This window comes from Parablautia muri (genome assembly GCF_009917485.1).
GTDB lineage: Bacteria > Bacillota > Clostridia > Lachnospirales > Lachnospiraceae > Suilimivivens > Suilimivivens muri.
This window is the reverse complement of sequence record NZ_QZDT01000024.1, coordinates 1-18,139: the sequence shown is the minus strand read 5'-3', so window position 1 is coordinate 18,139 and position 18,139 is coordinate 1. Positions and strand designations below refer to the sequence as shown.

At 44.6% G+C, this 18,139-nt stretch carries 17 protein-coding genes; all 17 read left to right on the top strand.

Annotation, left to right across the window (positions count from 1 at the left end; genetic code table 11):
* Positions 1–5: 5 nt before the first annotated feature.
* The 17 genes from priA (at position 6) to D5281_RS14320 (ending at position 18,056) form a co-directional block, all read left to right on the top strand.
* Positions 6–2,228 carry a replication restart helicase PriA gene (priA, locus tag D5281_RS14400; RefSeq protein ID WP_160560870.1) on the top strand — a complete coding sequence of 741 codons (2,223 nt, stop codon included), beginning with the start codon at positions 6–8 and terminating at the stop codon, positions 2,226–2,228.
* 159 nt (positions 2,229–2,387) lie between these two features.
* Positions 2,388–2,864 (top strand): peptide deformylase, encoded by a 477-nt coding sequence (gene def, locus D5281_RS14395; RefSeq protein WP_160560829.1) that lies wholly within the window; start codon positions 2,388–2,390, stop codon positions 2,862–2,864.
* A gap of 224 nt (positions 2,865–3,088) precedes the next feature.
* Positions 3,089–4,060, top strand: a complete 972-nt coding sequence (gene fmt / locus D5281_RS14390; protein ID WP_160560828.1) for a methionyl-tRNA formyltransferase — start codon at positions 3,089–3,091, stop codon at positions 4,058–4,060.
* Positions 4,061–4,179: 119 nt separating this feature from the next.
* Positions 4,180–4,890: a zinc metallopeptidase gene (locus D5281_RS14385; protein ID WP_160560827.1), complete on the top strand. Its 711-nt coding sequence runs from the start codon at positions 4,180–4,182 to the stop codon at positions 4,888–4,890.
* Between the two features lie 19 nt (positions 4,891–4,909).
* Positions 4,910–6,298 (top strand): 16S rRNA (cytosine(967)-C(5))-methyltransferase RsmB, encoded by a 1,389-nt coding sequence (rsmB, locus tag D5281_RS14380; RefSeq protein WP_330585039.1) that lies wholly within the window; start codon positions 4,910–4,912, stop codon positions 6,296–6,298.
* On the top strand, positions 6,299–7,333 hold the full coding sequence (rlmN, locus tag D5281_RS14375; RefSeq protein WP_160560825.1) for a 23S rRNA (adenine(2503)-C(2))-methyltransferase RlmN: 1,035 nt from the start codon (positions 6,299–6,301) through the stop codon (positions 7,331–7,333). It abuts the gene before it with no gap.
* An 11-nt stretch (positions 7,334–7,344) separates the two neighbouring features.
* Positions 7,345–8,073, top strand: coding sequence for a Stp1/IreP family PP2C-type Ser/Thr phosphatase (locus D5281_RS14370; RefSeq protein WP_330585038.1), 729 nt, complete (start codon positions 7,345–7,347; stop codon positions 8,071–8,073).
* Positions 8,074–8,177: 104 nt separating this feature from the next.
* Positions 8,178–10,388, top strand: a complete 2,211-nt coding sequence (gene pknB, locus D5281_RS14365) for a Stk1 family PASTA domain-containing Ser/Thr kinase (RefSeq protein WP_160560824.1) — start codon at positions 8,178–8,180, stop codon at positions 10,386–10,388.
* A gap of 10 nt (positions 10,389–10,398) precedes the next feature.
* Positions 10,399–11,274, top strand: coding sequence for a ribosome small subunit-dependent GTPase A (rsgA, locus tag D5281_RS14360; RefSeq protein ID WP_334296617.1), 876 nt, complete (start codon positions 10,399–10,401; stop codon positions 11,272–11,274).
* A 431-nt stretch (positions 11,275–11,705) separates the two neighbouring features.
* Positions 11,706–12,164 carry a GNAT family N-acetyltransferase gene (locus D5281_RS14355; RefSeq protein ID WP_160560822.1) on the top strand — a complete coding sequence of 153 codons (459 nt, stop codon included), beginning with the start codon at positions 11,706–11,708 and terminating at the stop codon, positions 12,162–12,164.
* A 190-nt stretch (positions 12,165–12,354) separates the two neighbouring features.
* A complete protein-coding gene (locus D5281_RS14350) occupies positions 12,355–12,873 on the top strand; it encodes an RNA polymerase sigma factor (protein ID WP_160560821.1) in 519 nt (172 codons plus the stop codon).
* Positions 12,874–12,955: 82 nt separating this feature from the next.
* Positions 12,956–13,723, top strand: coding sequence for a hypothetical protein (locus D5281_RS14345; RefSeq protein WP_160560820.1), 768 nt, complete (start codon positions 12,956–12,958; stop codon positions 13,721–13,723).
* 23 nt (positions 13,724–13,746) lie between these two features.
* A complete protein-coding gene (locus D5281_RS14340; protein WP_160560819.1) occupies positions 13,747–14,649 on the top strand; it encodes an ABC transporter ATP-binding protein in 903 nt (300 codons plus the stop codon).
* 36 nt (positions 14,650–14,685) lie between these two features.
* Entirely contained in the window at positions 14,686–15,933 is a 1,248-nt protein-coding gene (locus tag D5281_RS14335) for an ABC transporter permease (protein ID WP_160560818.1), read from the top strand.
* A 565-nt stretch (positions 15,934–16,498) separates the two neighbouring features.
* Entirely contained in the window at positions 16,499–17,044 is a 546-nt protein-coding gene (locus tag D5281_RS14330; RefSeq protein ID WP_160560817.1) for a flavodoxin family protein, read from the top strand.
* A gap of 19 nt (positions 17,045–17,063) precedes the next feature.
* Positions 17,064–17,615, top strand: a complete 552-nt coding sequence (locus D5281_RS14325; protein WP_160560816.1) for a flavodoxin family protein — start codon at positions 17,064–17,066, stop codon at positions 17,613–17,615.
* Positions 17,616–17,759: 144 nt separating this feature from the next.
* Positions 17,760–18,056 (top strand): hypothetical protein, encoded by a 297-nt coding sequence (locus D5281_RS14320; protein WP_160560815.1) that lies wholly within the window; start codon positions 17,760–17,762, stop codon positions 18,054–18,056.
* Positions 18,057–18,139 lie beyond the last annotated feature (83 nt).

Here is an 18,139-nt window from a genome sequence, read left to right as displayed (position 1 = left end):
CGGATATGACAGAGGGCAGATACGCAAATATTATTGTGGATATTTCCCATGAAAAAGTTGACAGACCCTTTCAATATAAAATACCGGAAAAGCTGCGGGGAAAGATTGCGGCAGGAATGTGCGTGCAGATTCCATTTGGCAAGGGAAACCATTTGAGAAGCGGATATGTTATTGAGGTAACAGATCAGGCGGAATTTCCGGATGAAAAACAAAAAGAGATTGTGGAAATTGTAATGCAGGGTATATCGGTGGAGACAGATGCCATCCGGCTTGCGGCATGGATGAAGGAAACCTATGGCTCTACTATGATTGCAGCGCTGAAAACGGTGCTGCCTGTAAAAAAGGCGATGAGGCTTAAGGAAAAAAGAAAGCTGCGCCGCCTTTTGACGGTGGAGGAAACACGCTCTGTTCTGGGAGAGTGTATCAGAAAACACCAAAACGCCAAAGCAAGGGTACTTGAGGAGCTATGCAAAGAACAGGTGCTGCCCTATGAGCTGGTGACCGGAAAGCTGAATGTGTCCCCTGCAACCTTAAGGAGCCTGCAGGAGCAGGGGGTGCTTGCAATAGAAAGCGAGAGCTTTTATAGAAATCCGGTAAAAATCGAAACAGACAGAGAACACAGCAGAAGGCTAAGCAAGGAGCAGACGGCCATTTGTGATAAGGTTCTTACAGATTTTGACGGAGGAAAACGCAAAACCTATTTGGTTCACGGAATTACCGGAAGTGGAAAAACAGAGGTTTATTTATCTTTAATTGATGGTATGATAAGGCGGGGAAAGCAGTGTATTGTTTTGATACCGGAGATTGCCCTTACGTATCAAACGCTGCTTCGGTTTTATAAGCGGTTTGGAGACAGGGTATCGGTTATGAATTCCAGTCTGTCCCCAGGAGAAAAATTCGACCAGTGTGAGAGGGCAAAAAAGGGAGAAATTGATGTGATTATAGGCCCCCGCTCCGCACTGTTTGTTCCTTTTCCTAATTTGGGAATGATTGTCATGGACGAGGAGCATGAGAGTAGCTATAAAAGCGAGACCATGCCCCGCTATCATGCAAGAGAGACGGCCGAATATCTTGCCGGTCTTAAAAATGCCAGTCTGGTACTTGGCTCGGCAACTCCTTCTTTGGAGGCCTATTACAGGGCAAAGCAGGGAAAATATGAATTGTTTACCTTAACCCGCAGACTGACAGGGGGGGAGCTGGCGCATGTTTCGATTATAGATTTGCGGGAAGAATTAAGAAGCGGCAACCGCTCTATTTTCAGCAGAAAGTTACAGGAGTTGATTGAGGATAGGAAAAGCAGGGGCGAACAGACCATGCTTTTCTTAAACAGGAGAGGCTATGCAGGGTTTGTATCCTGCCGCTCCTGCGGATATGTGATGAAATGTCCCCATTGCGATGTTTCTTTATCCCAGCATTTGGGAAACAAGGTGGTTTGCCATTACTGCGGTTATGAAATGGCAAAGCCGGATAAGTGCCCTTCCTGCAGTTCTCCTTATTTGCTGGGATTTAAGGCAGGAACGCAGCAGATTGAGCAGCAGCTCTACAAAAGCTTTCCCGGTATCAGAGTATTGCGGATGGATGGGGATACAACCCGCACGAAAGACAGCTATGAGAAGATTCTCACTGCATTTTCCAGTGGAGAGGCGGATGTGCTGGTGGGTACGCAGATGATTGTTAAGGGACATGATTTTCATAATGTGACGCTGGTGGGGGTGCTGGCGGCTGATTTGTCTTTAAATGACAGCAACTACCGTTCTGGTGAGAGGACCTTCCAGCTTCTTGCCCAGGCAGCTGGGCGGGCAGGACGGGGCACAAAGCCGGGGGAAGTGGTGATACAAACCTACCGTCCCGACCATTACAGCATTCTCCGGGCTGCCAGTCAGGATTATGAAGCTTTTTATGAGGAAGAGATTCTTTACAGGAAACTTGGGGGATATCCGCCGGCAGCTCATATGATGGCGGTGCTCATCTTAGCCTTGGATGAAAAACGAGGCGAAGCGCTGGCCGGAAAACTTGCAAGGCTTGCCAAAGAGGACGTGCCAACGATAGGCCCGGCCAAGGCTTCCATCGGAAAAATCAACGACATTTACCGGTATGTGGTTTATTGCAAGGCATTTGACTATAGACAACTTACATTCGTAAAGGATAGAATAGAAGCGTATGTACAGCCGCTGGCACTAAAACAGGAGAGTGTGCAGTTTGATTTTAATCCAATAGACAGCTGCTAAAGAGGGAAGAATGCAAACATCGATTTTGAGCGAACTTTTTATGCGTTGGAGAGTGCCTGCAAGACAGATATGCTAAGCTGTGCTGCCGGCGCGTTTGTTAGAAGCCGTAAAATATATTGTTTAGACAGATTAAAAACATAGGAAAGGAATGAAGGGAAAATGGCAATCAGAAACATAAGAGAAATGGGTGATCCGGTTCTGAATAAAATCTGTAAAGAGGTAAAGGAAATAACGGATCGGACAAGGGAATTAATTGCCGATATGTTTGACACTATGTATGAAGCTGAGGGTGTGGGACTGGCAGCGCCTCAGGTAGGAGTTTTAAAACGGATTGTGGCAATTGATGTAACAGGAGAAGATCCGATTATGCTGATTAACCCTGTGATTCTGGAATCCAGCGGAGAGCAGAGCGGAAATGAAGGATGCCTTAGCGTTCCGGGAAAAACTGGCATTGTGACCAGGCCCAACTATGTGAAGATAAAAGCTTATGATATAGATTTGCAGCCCTTTGAGCTAGAGGGAACAGAGCTGCTTGCCAGAGCGATTTGTCATGAGCTGGAGCATCTGGAAGGGCACTTGTATGTGGAAAAGGTGGAAGGCCCTTTGATGGATGTGGAAGATTTAGAAGAAGAATAGATTGAAAAATCATCCTGGCGGCTGATTTTATCAATCTTCTATTTAAGCAGTATCGCAAGCAGGCTTGCGATATGCATGGGGATTAGTGTGAGAAGTACTTCTAGCCACTCACAGCAGGGGCTGTTTCGTGGAGAAGTACTAAGTCTCACACAGGAGAATGCCTAAAATACGGGCATTCTCCGCACCGATTTGAGATTCCGCAAAGCGGAATCATGGAGGTTGAGATGAGGATTGTATATATGGGAACACCGGATTTTGCGGTGGGGCCTCTTGAGGCAATGATAAAGGCGGGACACCAGGTAAGCGCGGTGGTTACACAGCCGGATAAGCAAAGGGGCAGGGGCAGGGAAGTTAAGATGAGTCCGGTGAAAGAATGTGCTTTGAAATATGGTATATCGGTTTTTCAGCCGGTTAAAATAAGGGAGGAGGATTCCATAAGGCAGCTTTCTCTTTATCCGGCGGATATTTTTGTGGTTGCGGCTTTTGGTCAGCTGCTGCCGGAGAAGATATTGCATATGCCCCGATTTGGATGTATCAATATTCATGCTTCGCTGCTTCCCGCCTACCGTGGGGCAGCGCCTATTTCCTGGGTGATTATCAATGGAGAGACTCACACTGGGGTTACGATTATGCAGATGGCCAAAGGGCTAGACACCGGGGACATGCTTTTGAAGGAAAAGGTTTTGATAGAAGAAAAGGAGACCGAAGAAACTCTGCATGATAAGCTGATGGAAGCAGGAGCAAGGTTGATTGTAGAGGCCCTTCCTAAAATTGAGAGAGGAGAGCTTACGCCGGAAAAACAGGATGATGCTTTATCTTCCTATGCAAGCAAGCTGGATAAGTCTATGGGACTGATAAATTGGGAAAAGGATGCGGCAGCTCTAGAACGGTTGGTACGGGGGCTTAATCCATGGCCCAGCGCTTACACCCATTATAAAGGGAAAACCTTAAAAATCTGGGAGGCAGATGTGATAAAGGAAAATGAGCGTGTAAGTGGACAGGAGGAAGGCACGCCTTTACAGAAAGAATTTTCTGAGCCAGGGCAGGTAGCCCTTGTGGGGAAGGATTTTTTTGATGTGGTTACAGGCGATGGCTTTTTGCGGATTTATGCTTTGCAGCTTGAGGGAAAAAGACGTATGACCGTGAAGGAATTTCTTTTGGGATATGAAGTGGATCCTGGGTTAAAGCTTGCTTAAAATTTGGCTAAAGCAGGAAGCAGAGTGAAAGAGAAACCTTTCACACCAAAGAGTTTGCGTCTGCGCTGCATCCACAAACTCTGTTATGCGCAAGAAAGCAGCGCGGAAATGAGGTAAATATGTTTTATGATCCGACTTATATTTTAGTTATCATTGGTGCGGTTTTGTGCATTGCGGCAAGCTCCCGGGTAAACAGCACTTACAGGAAATATTCTAAAGTGCGATCCCGCAGCGGCATGACAGGAGCGGAGGCAGCACAGAGAATTTTGCAGTTATCCGGTATTCATGATGTACAGATTCAGCACATAGCAGGGAACTTGACGGACCATTATGACCCTGCCCATAAGGTGCTGCGCCTGTCAGATTCAGTATACGGTTCCCAGTCGGTGGCGGCTATTGGAGTGGCAGCCCACGAATGCGGTCATGCGCTTCAGCATAAGGAAGGGTATGCTCCGCTTAAAATCCGTTCTATGCTTGTTCCGGCAGCGAATATCGGTTCTAAGCTTGGCCTCCCGTTAGTGATTTTGGGAATGATTTTAGGGATTGGATTCAGGCTGCCGGGAGGAGGTTACTTTTCTCTGGCACAAATTGGTGTATGGGTATTTGCTTTTGCAGTGCTGTTTCAGATCGTTACCTTGCCGGTAGAATTCAATGCCTCAGGAAGGGCTCTTAAGATGCTTGGAAACTATGGTATGTTAGGCAGCGATGAAGTAAATAGCTGCAGGCGCGTGTTGAGTGCCGCCGCGCTTACCTATGTGGCGGCAGCGGCTTCATCCCTGTTACAACTTTTGCGGCTGCTCTACCTGAGCAACAGCCGAAGACGGGATTAGACAGGAAAGGATATTGATAGTGGGAAATACAAGAGAACTGATTCTTGATATGCTGATGGAAATTCTGGAAAAGGGTTCTTACAGCCACCTGGTAATCAGGGATGTGCTTGATAAATATAATTATAGCGATCCAAGGGATAAGTCCTTGGTAAAAAGGGTAACGGAGGGCACCTTAGAGCGGCTGATTCAAATAGATTATATTTTAGATACTTTTTCAAAAGTGCCTGTGTCAAAAATGAAGCCTCTGATAAGAAATCTGCTTCGCATGAGCGTATACCAGCTCCTTTTTATGGAAAGCATACCTGCAAGCGCGGTCATTAACGAGGCGGTAAAGCTTTCCGGTAAAAGGGGGCTAAAGGGCTTATCTGGTTTTGTAAACGGTGTGCTTCGGAATATTGAAAGGGAAAAAGAACGGATTCCTTATCCGGAGAGGGATAAGGATGCAGTAAAATATCTTTCTGTTCAGTATTCCATGCCGGAGTGGTTGGTCTATAAGTGGATTGACGCTTATGGACAAGAGAAAACGCAGCGTGTCTTGGAAGGGCTTTTGCAGGAGCGTCCGGTGAGCGTCCGGCTTAAGGAATCCCTTGGGGAGAAGGAAAAAGAGGGCTGGATTTCGGCAATGCAAAAGACCAAAGTTCATTTGAAAAAGCATCCTTACCTGTCTTACGCTTATGAAATTTCGGGCGCGGAAGGAATCAGAAATTTGCCTGGCTTCGCGGAAGGGTATTTTACAGTGCAGGATGTGAGCAGTATGCTGGTGACGGAGGCAGCAGTGGGCACTATGGAAGAAGATGGGGGAGCGCCTGAAGAAAAAATGGTGCTGGATGTGTGTGCGGCCCCTGGGGGAAAATCCATGCATATTGCGGAGAAGCTAAATGGCACGGGAAAAGTGATTGCCAGAGACCTGTCAGAGTATAAGGTATCTTTGATTAGAGATAATATAGGAAGAATGGGATATGCCAATATAGAAGCCCAGGTGGCAGATGCCCGGCAGTTCGATCAGGAGATGAGAGGCTGGGCTGATTTGGTTTTAGCCGACTTGCCCTGCTCCGGGTTTGGAAGTATGGGGAAAAAGAGGGATATCAAATACAGGGCCAGGGAGGAGGCTTTAGAGGAGCTTATCCTCCTGCAGCGAAGAATACTTGATACCATCTGGCAGTATGTGAAGCCTGGCGGAGTGCTGCTTTACAGCACCTGTACCATGAATCCTGATGAAAATGAACATATGGTGGAATGGTTTTTGGAACATTATCCTTTTACACCGGAGGATTTGTCTCCATTTCTTCCAGATGCGCTTAAGGAGGAGGGGAGGAGCAGCATGCTGCAGCTCTTTCCGGGCATACACAAGACAGATGGATTCTTTTTGGCAAGGCTGCGCCGAAAGGAAGATGGAAAGGCGGATTGAATGGTGCAGGATATTAAGTCACTGACTTTAGAAGAATTAAAAAAAGAAATGCAGCAGATGGGGGAAAAACCCTTCCGGGCGAAACAAATGTACCAGTGGATGCATCAGAAGCTGGTAAGGGGCTTTGAAGAAATGAGTAATCTCCCGATTTCCTTAAGAACAAAATGTGCGGAAAAATATGAGTTTACTGCCTTAAAGCAGGTGCGTGTGCAAAAGTCAGCCATAGACGGCACCAGGAAGTATCTTTTTGAGCTGGGAGATGGGAAGTTGGTGGAAAGTGTTTTGATGCGGTATAAACACGGCAACAGCGTATGCATATCTTCTCAGGTGGGATGCCGTATGGGCTGCGCTTTCTGCGCTTCTACCATAGGCGGGTTAGAGCGGTGCCTTACCCCATCGGAGATGCTTGACCAGATTTATGCTATCACTTTACTTACGAAGGAGAGGGTCTCTCATGTAGTGGTTATGGGATGTGGGGAGCCTCTTGATAATTATGATAATCTATTGCGATTTTTGGAACTATTAAAGGATGAAAATGGTTTACATATCAGCCAGCGGAGTGTGACTGTATCCACCTGCGGGCTGGTGCCGCAGATGCGGCAGTTGGCTAAGGAAGGGCTTCAGATAACGCTTGCTCTGTCCCTTCACGGTGCAACAGATGAAAAGAGAAGGCAGCTGATGCCTATTGCCAATCAATATACGATAGCAGAATTGATAGAAGTCTGCGCTTATTATTTTGAAAAAACAGGCCGGCGGATTACCTTTGAGTATGCGCTGGTAGGGGGTGTCAATGACGGGGACGAGGATGCGGAGGCTCTTGCAAGGCTTTTAAAGGACTTAAATTGTCATGTGAATTTAATACCGGTAAACCCCGTAAAAGAGCGGAATTTCACGCAGCCGGAAGCACTTTACATTGCTGCGTTTAAAAATAAACTTGAAAAAAATGGAATTAATGTTACTATTAGAAGGGAAATGGGAAGAGATATTGACGGTGCCTGCGGACAATTAAGGAAAAGGCAAATGGCATTACAGTAGGAGGAAAAACCGTGTTACGATCCTTTTCTGTGACGGATATAGGAAAAAAGAGAAAACTGAACCAGGATTTTGTGTATGTATCGGAGGCGCCGGTAGGGAACCTTCCTAATGTTTTTATTGTGGCCGATGGTATGGGTGGGCACAATGCGGGAGACTATGCCTCCAAATGCGCAGCGGAAACCATGATAAGGGAAATCAGGGGATGCTTTGAAAAAAATCCGGTACGGATAATTGGAAAGGCTATCCGTATTGCCAATGATCAGATCAGGCGTAAGGCGAAGGAGGATTTAAGTCTTTATGGTATGGGAACCACAGTGGTTGCGGCAACCTGTTTAGGACATTATCTGCAGGTGGCGAATGTGGGTGACAGCAGGCTTTATATTGTAAACGATGAAATCAGACAGATTACCCGTGACCATTCTCTGGTAGAGGAAATGATACGGATAGGAACCATTGACCGGGAAGCGGCCCGGAATCATCCGGATAAGAACATTATCACCAGGGCTATTGGTGCGCTTGATACGGTGGAGATTGACTTTTTTCATGAGGAGCTTAAGCCAGGGGACATAGTGCTTATGTGTTCTGATGGTTTAACCAATATGCTTGAGGATAAAGAAATTGAAAGTATTATGAAAGAGAGGCTTTCCCTTGAGGAGAAGGCAAAGAAGCTGGTAGAGGCGGCCAATAACAATGGCGGAAAAGATAATATTGCAGTGATATTAATCAATGCATTTGCGTAAAAACATAACGGTTTGACATACTTGAATTGCTGCGAAAAGCTTAAAAGACCGTATATTCGCTAAAGAATGATAAGATTAGAGGTAAATATATTTAAGAGGTAATTATGATAAAAATAGGAATGATAATCGGAGATAGATACGAAATACTGGAAAAAATCGGCACAGGCGGTATGTCAGATGTGTACAAGGCAAAGGATCATAAACTGAACAGGCTTGTAGCCGTAAAGGTATTAAAGCAGGAGTTCAGTGAAAATGCAAATTTTGTATCTAAATTCAGAGTTGAGGCCCAGGCAGCAGCAGGGCTTGCGCATCCCAATATTGTAAATGTATATGATGTAGGGGAAGAAAATGGAATCTACTTTATTGTTATGGAACTGGTAGAGGGAATTACCCTGAAAAAATATATTGAGAAAAAGGCAAGGCTGTCTGTAAAGGAGGCTGTCAGCATTGCCATTCAGGTGTGTATGGGAATTGAGGCGGCCCATAACAATCATATTATTCACAGAGATATCAAACCTCAGAATATTATTATTTCCAAGGAGGGAAAGGTAAAGGTCACTGACTTTGGCATTGCCAAGGCAGCCACCAGCAATACCATAACCTCTAATGTGATGGGCTCAGTCCATTATACATCTCCAGAGCAGGCAAGAGGCGGTTATTCTGACGAAAAAAGTGATATTTATTCTCTTGGTATCACTATGTTCGAGATGCTTACCGGCAGAGTGCCTTTTAATGGAGATACAACTGTTGCCATTGCAATTAAGCATATTCAGGAGGAGATGCCTTCCCCTCGTGAATATATTTCTGAAATTCCGGTCAGTGTGGAGCAGATTGTGTTTAAATGCTGTCAAAAAAGCCCGGATAGAAGATACCAGTCCATGGGCGAGCTGATTGCAGATTTAAAGCGTTCCCTGATGACGCCGGATGAGGATTTTGTGAAGGTGGTAAACCCTGACGAGGAGGGCGCCACCAAACATTTCAGCGGCAGGGAAATGGAAAATATCAAAAGACAGGTCAGGCACAGAGACAGCTTAGAGGAAGCGATGCATCTTAGAACAGAAGCGGATGTAAAAAGATCCTTGAAGAAAAAGTACGTGATTGAGGAAGAAGATGAGGAAGACGAGGAAGAAGATGACATAGACGAAACAGAATATGAGTATTATGAGGAAGAAGATGAGGAAGAAGATGAGGACGAGGAAGTAGAGGAGGATGATTACGATCCGAAAATGGAGCGACTTACCACAGTTCTAGCTGTCATAGCGGCTATCCTTGTAGGATGTATTGTACTTTTCCTGGTAGGGAGAGCCGTGGGATTGTTTGATTTTGAGCTTTTTGGTCTTGGGGAAGAAAAGACGGAGCAGCAGGAGGAGGAACCCAAGGAAGAAGTTGAAATGATAGAAGTGGTGGGTCAGAACGTAGATGATGTGAAGGTGGCATTGCTAGAGCTTAGGCTGACCCCGGAAATAGAATATGAGGAGAGCACTGAGTACGAGCAGGGAATTGTTATGCGTACAAGTGTGAAACCGGGAACCAAGGTTTTAGAAGGTACCAACGTAGTCTTAACAGTCAGCGCCGGCTCAGAGGGTGTGGAGATACCTGATGTTGTAGGAATGACAGAGGCAGAAGGCGTTGCTACTTTGAGTAATAAGGGATTTGTGGTCAACAAGACGGAAGGATATGATGCGTATATAAAGGCAGGAAATATCATCACCCAGTCACCGGCAGCAGGCTCCAAGGCGCCAAGCGGTACGGCAGTGACCATCCGCATTAGCCAGGGGGAAGAAACAGCCAAAATCCAAGTGCCGGATTTGATGGCAAAAAGCGAAGAGGAGGCTATGGCTATCCTGGTAGAAAATGGACTTACACTTGGGGTTGTATCTGAGGTCAACCACGAGGATCCGAATTTGTCAGGGCTGGTATGCTACCAGAGCTATTCGGTAGGTACCTATGTAGATGCCGGAACTACGGTGGACATCAGTATTAGCATAGGGCCGGCACAGGCTATGTTTATGTTTTTGGAGAGTATTTCAGCTCCCACGCCGGAGGAAGACCCTCATTATCAGGCAGGTACTACCGTTACAGTGACGCTGATGGCTGATGACGGAACCCAGCTTTTTAGCACCCAGACAGCATCATTCCCTGTTCAGCAGCAAAATATAACGGGGATCAAATGCGAAACGGGGTATATACTGTTCCAGTATGTAAATACCATTGAAGCAACCAGCGTTACCAATGAGGACGGGTCAGTAGCGACAGTGGAGGGAAGTACTGAAAATAAAGAGGTGAGACGCCCGATACAGTTTATCCAGGAGTAGATTGGAAATGATACAGGGGAAGATCGTAAAGGGAATTGCAGGCTTTTATTATGTGCACACTGTTCTTGGGCTGGTGGAGTGTAAAGCAAAGGGAATATTCAGAAAAGAAAAAATAAAGCCTTTGGTTGGCGATAATGTGAAAATAGAGCTGGTAGATGAGAATGAGCTGGTTGGGAATATCATTGGTATTATACCAAGGAACAATGCGCTGATACGCCCGGCTTCTGCTAATATAGATCAGGCGCTGGTGATTTTTGCCATGACAAGACCGGACCCCAACTACAATTTATTAGACCGCTTTTTGATTACAATGGAGAAACAAGGACTGCCTTCTATTATCTGCTTTAATAAAAGGGATATAGCTGGGGATAAGGAACTTGCGGAGCTTAAGGATGCTTACGGAGAATGTGGGTACCAGGTTTTGTTCGTAAGCGGAGCTGCAAAAGAGGGGATGGAAGAAATCAGGGAATGCCTGCAGGGCAGGACTACAGTGGTGGCAGGGCCAAGTGGAGTGGGAAAGTCAACCATTATCAACAGTCTTTGCCCGGAGGCCAATATGGAGACCGGGGAAATCAGCCGAAAGATAGGGCGGGGAAAGCACACGACCAGACATGCACAGCTGTTTGCCCTTTCGGATGATACCTTTATCATGGATACGCCCGGTTTTACCTCATTAAATCTTATGGATATGGAAAAGGAAGAATTAAAAGAGTGCTATCCGGAATTTGTAGCTTATGAGGAAGAATGCAGGTTTGGGGGATGCTCTCATATCAGTGAACCGATGTGCGGTGTAAAAAGAGCCCTTGCAGAAGGAGCGGTGAGCAGAGTGCGCTATGAGAATTATAAGATGCTGTATGAAGAACTAAAGAGCAGAAGGAAATATTAAATGATTCGAAAAGCTAAAATAATTCGGTTTATCTGCAGTATATTAATTGTGATTTTTTTACTTGGTTTTGTCTTCGCAGTGTTTTGGTATCAGAGGGGTTCTTTTGAGATGATACCAACGGAAGAACAACAAGAGAAAACACAGATCGCGGCAATATTATTCATGATTGTGAATGGAGTGCTATGCAGCATTTGTATTGCTGTACGGCGAGCCTGTCTATTAAAAAGTTCAGATTCGGGGCAAATGAAGTTCAAAGACTAAAATGATTTGTCCTTTTTGGGTATCAAAAGCAAAAGATTTGGTGTTTGAAAAGATTTGGAAAGATACGTATGTATATGCTAAATTAAATGTTGACCAGTCACTTTAGAGGGTATGAGGATGTTATCTTTCGCGCCCCGGTTCGTTTTAATAATATGGAAGGTAAATTTTTTATGGATTATAGTATCATACGGTTAACAGATAAACCTGGGCTCAAAGAGCAAGCAGCACAATGGTTTCATGAAAAATGGGGTATTCCTTTGGATGCCTATAAGGAAAGCATGGAAGAATGTCTGTGGAAACGAAATCCTGTTCCGCAATGGTATCTGGCTATGGATCAGGAAAGAATCATTGGCGGGTTAGGCGTTATAGAAAATGATTTTCATGACAGAAAAGACCTGACACCTAATGTATGCGCAGTTTATACGGAGAAAGATAAACGGTGCAATGGGGTAGCCGGTACCTTATTGTATTATGCATGCGCTGATATGAAGGAAAAAGGAATTGATACGCTGTATCTTTTAACAGATCATACTTCTTTTTATGAACGCTATGGATGGGAATTTTTTTGCATGGTACAAGGCGATGGGGAACCTACACTGTCAAGAATGTATATTCACAAAAGTAATTGAACCGGCAGCAGTGAGGCCTTCAGCTTCACTGCTGCAAATTTTCTCCACAACTTCTATGTGCTGCTTCGCAGCATCTAAAATCTAAAAAAATTTTCTACTAAAAACACCAAAAATATCAAAATATGAAATCATTGGAAGGCCTGTGCTTCGTTATATACTTATGAGGGGGACACCCTTAGGAGGAATAATCTTGACACGTGAAGATGAATTGTTGCAAAGAATCGGACAGGGAGATACAAGGGCAGTTGATGAATTGATAGGAATATTCTACCCTGAAATTCTGCGTTATTGCTTTTGGCACGCTCCAAACCGTTCTCTTGCAGAGGATGCGGCACAGGAAACATTTTTGAAAGTCATACGCTATTTTGACCGCTATACCCACAAAGGCAAATTCAAACCGTTTTTATATCAGGTGGCTGCAAATACCTGTAGGGATATGTGGCGAAAAAAGGGACATGAGGATGTGTCTTTAGAAGAATTGCAAATTGATTTTGCCTATTCCGAACCGGGGTTTGAGAGTGTTCAATCAGATATGGCGCTAAAACAGCTTGTTAGCAGTTTGCCGTCAGATTTACAGGAAATTGTTCTTTTAAGATTTGGTCAGGATCTTACCTTGCGCGAAATCGCAAAAGCGACAAGTATGCCGCTGCGAACCGTTCAGTCAAGATTACGTTCCGCGTTAAGGAAACTCAAAAAAGATTATATATAGAGAAGAAGATGTAAAGAAACAGATATCAGGGTTTATAGGTATCCCTTAAACAACCTAAATACATTATGCAAGGAGCTTCACTGTGAAAAAGCAAAATTTCAAAAAGCGCTTAACAAAGGCGCTGCACCAGTCCCCCTTTCGGCCAGACGAAAACCATTTCGGAAAAACGCTTTTGCTCGCCAGAAACCAGGCCTGCCAAAAGCAATCCAGGGTCCGCATTTCATTTACACACTTTTTGTTCCTGCAAATCAAATTTACCGGCTGGAAAATCTGGAGCATACAAGGGGGCATTTTATTAGCTGTCCTTTACGCATTCTCCCATTTTTTCCATAATGCGGTTCATCCGCAGTATATGGCAAAACTGCTGTTTTGTTTTTCGGTTTTGCTTTTGATGACGGCCATACCGTTTCTTTATCGTTCGGCCCGTTATCACATGCAGGAAATTGAAGCCGCATCCCGTTTTTCATCTGTAAAACTGTTGATTGCAAGACTCCTTGTAATCGGATTCGGAAATATTTTCATGTTAAGCGGTATTTTCTTAGCTGCCATCTTCAAAACATCCTTAGGGATTGGCAGCACAGTTTTATATTTGGGCTTTCCGTTTCTTTTCGTATGCGGCGTCTGCCTGTTTATGCTTGGGCATTTTACCCCAAAACATTTTCTGGCTGGTAGCATGGGGATATGCACCCTTTTACTGTTTTCTGCCATTCCCAAACAGCATGCGCTTTTGTTTCGGCAGTCTTTTTCCCCGGGCTGGCTTCTGTTATGCGCGCTTTTGCTTGCTTTCTGCATACAGCAGTTCCACTATATTATCTATTACTCACACTATACGGAAATGCAGATCTCTTAATCAGATAAGAAAGGACAATCATTATGGAATTATACATTAAGCATATTTCGAAACAGTTCAAAGATTTAACGGCGGTAAATGATATTACTTTGCAAATCACACCTGGCGTATGGGGGCTTTTAGGGGCCAATGGCGCCGGGAAGACCACCCTTATGCGAATGATTGCAGGTATTATGAAACCTACCTCAGGACAAATCTTATATGATGGCATTCCAATTCATGAACTGAAAGAAAGTTTTCGGGATGTATTCGGGTATCTTCCGCAGGAATTTGGTTTTTATCCTGAATTTACGGTAAAAGATTATCTGGAATATATAGCGGTTTTAAAAGGCCTTACCCCAAAGGACAGTAAGCGGAAAATAAACGAGCTTCTTGAGCAAATGACCTTATCCCATGTTAAAAACAAAAAAATTACAAAATTATCCGGTGGAATGAAGCGCAGGGTGGGAATTGCACAGGCATTACTAAATGAACCGGAGGTTTTAATTTTAGACGAGCCTACCAGCGGGCTTGACCCTGGGGAAAGGGTGCGTTTCCGCAATCTGCTTTCCGAATTTGCCCATGACCGTATTGTTTTGATTTCAACCCATATTGTTTCCGATGTTGAATATATCGCAACACAAAATGCTGTCATGAAAGAAGGAAAACTGCTTGCAAAGGGAACCACGGAGGAGTTGGTAAAACTGGTTGAGGGCAAAGTATGGTCCGCCCGTATCCCCATGAACCGCCTGCCGGAATATGAACAGAAACTTCAAATTGTAAATATCCGTAATGAAGATAACGGACAAATAGCCATCCGTTATCTGGCTGGGCGGCCTTTTACAGAGGATTCTCTGCCTGTATCACCGCATTTAGAAGATTTGTATTTGTGGCTGTTTCCCACGGATACAGTTTCAAAGAAAACTTTTTCGGGAAAAAATGATTAACCAAAGAAAAGCAAAGATGATGATCGGAGGTATTATATGCGTTTATTCAAGTTGGAAATAAAACGAATCTTAAAGACCAGGGCAACTCTTGTCCTTCTGTTTTTAGCTTTGGGACTTTCTTTTGTTATGGCCTATCTGCCTATCACTTTTTCATATAACAGTTACACCGATGCAAACGGAGATACCGTTAAGCTCACCGGACTTGCGTCCATTGCATACGAAAAAAAGCTGCAGGCAGATATAGCCGGCAGCGTTACCCCGCAAAAAGTACGGCAGGCGGTTGAAAGTTACCAGGCCTGCCTGACAAAATACGGCGTGGAAAATTCCTATGATTTGCCGGAGGGCGTCTATCAATCGGAAATATTTCCATACGCCCCTCTTTTACATGGAATCAGAGAAGCTTTTGCTGACCGCAGCACCGGAATTGCCCCTTCCATTATGGAAATCGCGCCGCAAGAAGTGGATCGTTACTATGAGGTCTGCAGGGAGCGCCTGGTTTCTTTGATGCAAATGGAGCAGGAGAAACATCCCGCGGCACAAAAAGCGGCGGTAACTATGTATGAGAAGGTTGAAAAGCCATATTTGTTTTTCCCGGGCTATAGCACGGATGCGATGGATTATCAGATTATCCTTGCGTTTTTAGTTCTTCTTTTCTGCGCCATAATCGCTGCGCCTGTTTTTACTTCCGACTATCAAACCGGGGCCGATGATATATTGCGCTGTACCAAATGCGGAAAAATAAAATTCGCTGTTACTAAAATGATATCCATGCTTTTCATCACCGGAATCACCTTCACCCTCTGTGCTGTCATTTATATCACTGTATCCAATAACTTATGGGGCTGGGAATGTACCAAAACTTCTATTCAAATGCTGTATTCTATTGTAAATCTGCCAAACATGAATATCGGACAATTACAGTGTTTTATCGCTATTTTCGGATTGGTTTGCATATTATCAAACGTAAGTTTTACATTGTTCCTTTCTTCAAGGTTTAAAAATTTAACTGCATCTCTCTCCGCAGCCCTTTTGTTTTGCATTTTGCCCACCATCATTTATATGCTTCTGCCTGCCGAAATCGGCAGTTGGATTTACAGCATTCTTCCGGCAGGCGGCAATGGATTGCAAACCAGTGTTTTGTACGCCGCCATTGATTTTGACTTTTGGAATATCGGAACTATTTCAATATGGCTCCCTCATGTCATGCTTGGCGCATATATAATTGAAATTCCACTGTTTCTATTTTTAACGGTTTACTCTTATGTTAAGCATGAGGCCGGGTAAATCATACACACGGCAAAAAGCCTTGCGGAATTTCCTTTTGGAAAATTTGATTCATAACTACTGATTGTCTTTATTTGCACGGCCGGTTAACAGTCGGACTTCATTCTACAGCGGATTCCGCACAAAGGGCAAGAGGTTTTAGCGAAAATCGGAAGTTGTCGAAAGGATAAGAAAATGGCCTGAAAAGGCTGAAAGCAGGGCTTTCAGCCAGGGATTTTGGGCTTGATGGGGTTTCATCATAGTGGGTGGTGAGCCCTTTTTTTTGAGCTCTTTGATACTGATGATAGAGGGACGATGGGATGGATGGACACAATTTGGCAAACCTCCGACTTCTGCCCAAAAGTTCAGTTTGGGTAAAATGTATAGCTGAATCCAATTGTTCCCAAACACGCCTCTGATATACAGCGTTCATCCATTTTTACACTTTCTTTTAAGTAAGTATATAACTTAAATACAAGTAACACACCTAAAGGTGCGTACTTGTTTTATATTATATTCTTGCTATAGTTATAATATCAAAAGCAGGAAAAGCCAATCCTGCGGAAAAAAGAGGAGGATGTTAATTATGAGTAAAAAAATTGTTGTTATTACAGGAAGTCCGCGTAAAAATGGGAACAGCTTTGCTATGACAGACGCATTTATCAAAGCAGCCGAGGAGAAAGGGCATACGGTTACCCGGTTTGATGCCGCAATGAAAAACGTGGGTGGGTGTCATGCATGTGAAACCTGCTTTAAGACAGGAAAGGCATGTTCTTTTGATGATGACTTTAATGCTGTTGCACCGGCAATCATGGAGGCGGATGCAGTTGTATTTACAATGCCTGTTTACTGGTATTCCATTCCGGCACAGATCAAGGGTGTCATTGACAGGCTGTTTTCTTTCTGCGTTGCCGGCAAGGAGGTGGCAGGGAAAGAGTGTGCACTGATAACCTGTTGTGAAGAAGATGATATGTCTGTTATGGATGGTGTCCGCATTCCTGTGGAGCGTTCGGCTGCACTGCTGAAATGGAAAATGGTGGGGGAGGTACTTGTCCCGGGTGTTTTGAGTACCGGAGATATCGAAAAAACTGATGGGTGCAGTCAGGCGGCTGCATTGGCAGAAAAATTTTAACAGGAGGGAGAGTGGAAATATGGGTAAAAAAATAGTGGTGTTAAACGGAAGTCCACGCAAGGCAGGAAATACATCTGCCTTAGTCAGGGAGTTTACAAAAGGTGCGGAAAGCGCGGGCAACACAGTTACGGAGTTTTTCCTTAACAGTATGGATATCCATGGATGTCTGGGATGCTTTGGGGGCAAAAGCAGCAGGGAATGCCCCTGTGTACAGAAGGATGATATGAGCCGGATTTACCCGGCGATAAAGGAATGTGATGTTGTGGTGCTTGCCACGCCGCTGTATTACTGGAATATGAGCGGGCAGCTCCGGACGGCTGTAGACCGGCTCTTTGCATTAGAGGAAGGAGACGGCAATCTTCTACGTGGGAATGGAAGAACTTCTGCCCTGTTGATGGCTGCGGAAGGCAGTGGTTTTGAGGATGTAGTGCTATACTATGACCATCTGATGGAGCATTTACAATGGGAAAATCTTGGTCATGTCCTGGCCGGAGGGAATATGGCAGTGGGCGATATTGAAGGGAAACCGGAGCTCAAAGAAGCCTACGAGCTGGGGAAAAAGATACATTAAATATTGTTAAGGAGCGATGACAGGGAAGAAGCCATCGGACAGGGTATTATGGAAACAGGCAGGTAGGCAGAAGTGCTTCAGGTAGGAAGATCGTCTGCAGATCTGTTAATAGATGCAAAGGCGTTTGGACTAGGATGTCCCGCAATGGGGCAGAGGTGCTTGGGAGTCAAAGATGAAGCTTTTTGTAACGGAAGTGGAGAGCATAGCCCAAGGAAAGATTATTGCCCTGTTTGGTTCCTTATGGATGGGGTGACGGCAGTGGATGCAGGACTGAGAGGTATTTTACCAATAAATTGGCAATGTCTGATGGTTAGCGTGCGCCCAGCAAAGGGTATAGTGTTTAATGGGCGGAAATCCCATTCGGTAAGAGTCAACCCGGATTCTCGAAAACGTGACGATGAATTTTCGCCACACTTAGCCGAATTCCCTGAATTTTATTGATAAAACCACCATTTTGCACTTGATTAACTCATCGTCATGTTTTATGATGGAGGTATAAACATGACGAGGTGATTGTATGTCGA

Bases quoted from the DNA above. Each gene is read 5' to 3' on its own strand.
- D5281_RS14340 (WP_160560819.1), top strand. From the start codon at position 13,747: ATGGAATTATACATTAAGCATATTTCGAAACAGTTCAAAGATTTAACG.
- fmt (WP_160560828.1), top strand. From the start codon at position 3,089: ATGAGGATTGTATATATGGGAACACCGGATTTTGCGGTGGGGCCTCTT.
- D5281_RS14320 (WP_160560815.1), top strand. From the start codon at position 17,760: ATGGGGCAGAGGTGCTTGGGAGTCAAAGATGAAGCTTTTTGTAACGGA.
- D5281_RS14385 (WP_160560827.1), top strand. From the start codon at position 4,180: ATGTTTTATGATCCGACTTATATTTTAGTTATCATTGGTGCGGTTTTG.
- def (WP_160560829.1), top strand. From the start codon at position 2,388: ATGGCAATCAGAAACATAAGAGAAATGGGTGATCCGGTTCTGAATAAA.
- D5281_RS14355 (WP_160560822.1), top strand. From the start codon at position 11,706: ATGGATTATAGTATCATACGGTTAACAGATAAACCTGGGCTCAAAGAG.
- D5281_RS14330 (WP_160560817.1), top strand. From the start codon at position 16,499: ATGAGTAAAAAAATTGTTGTTATTACAGGAAGTCCGCGTAAAAATGGG.
- D5281_RS14335 (WP_160560818.1), top strand. From the start codon at position 14,686: ATGCGTTTATTCAAGTTGGAAATAAAACGAATCTTAAAGACCAGGGCA.
- pknB (WP_160560824.1), top strand. From the start codon at position 8,178: ATGATAAAAATAGGAATGATAATCGGAGATAGATACGAAATACTGGAA.
- rlmN (WP_160560825.1), top strand. From the start codon at position 6,299: ATGGTGCAGGATATTAAGTCACTGACTTTAGAAGAATTAAAAAAAGAA.
- D5281_RS14325 (WP_160560816.1), top strand. From the start codon at position 17,064: ATGGGTAAAAAAATAGTGGTGTTAAACGGAAGTCCACGCAAGGCAGGA.
- priA (WP_160560870.1), top strand. From the start codon at position 6: ATGACAGAGGGCAGATACGCAAATATTATTGTGGATATTTCCCATGAA.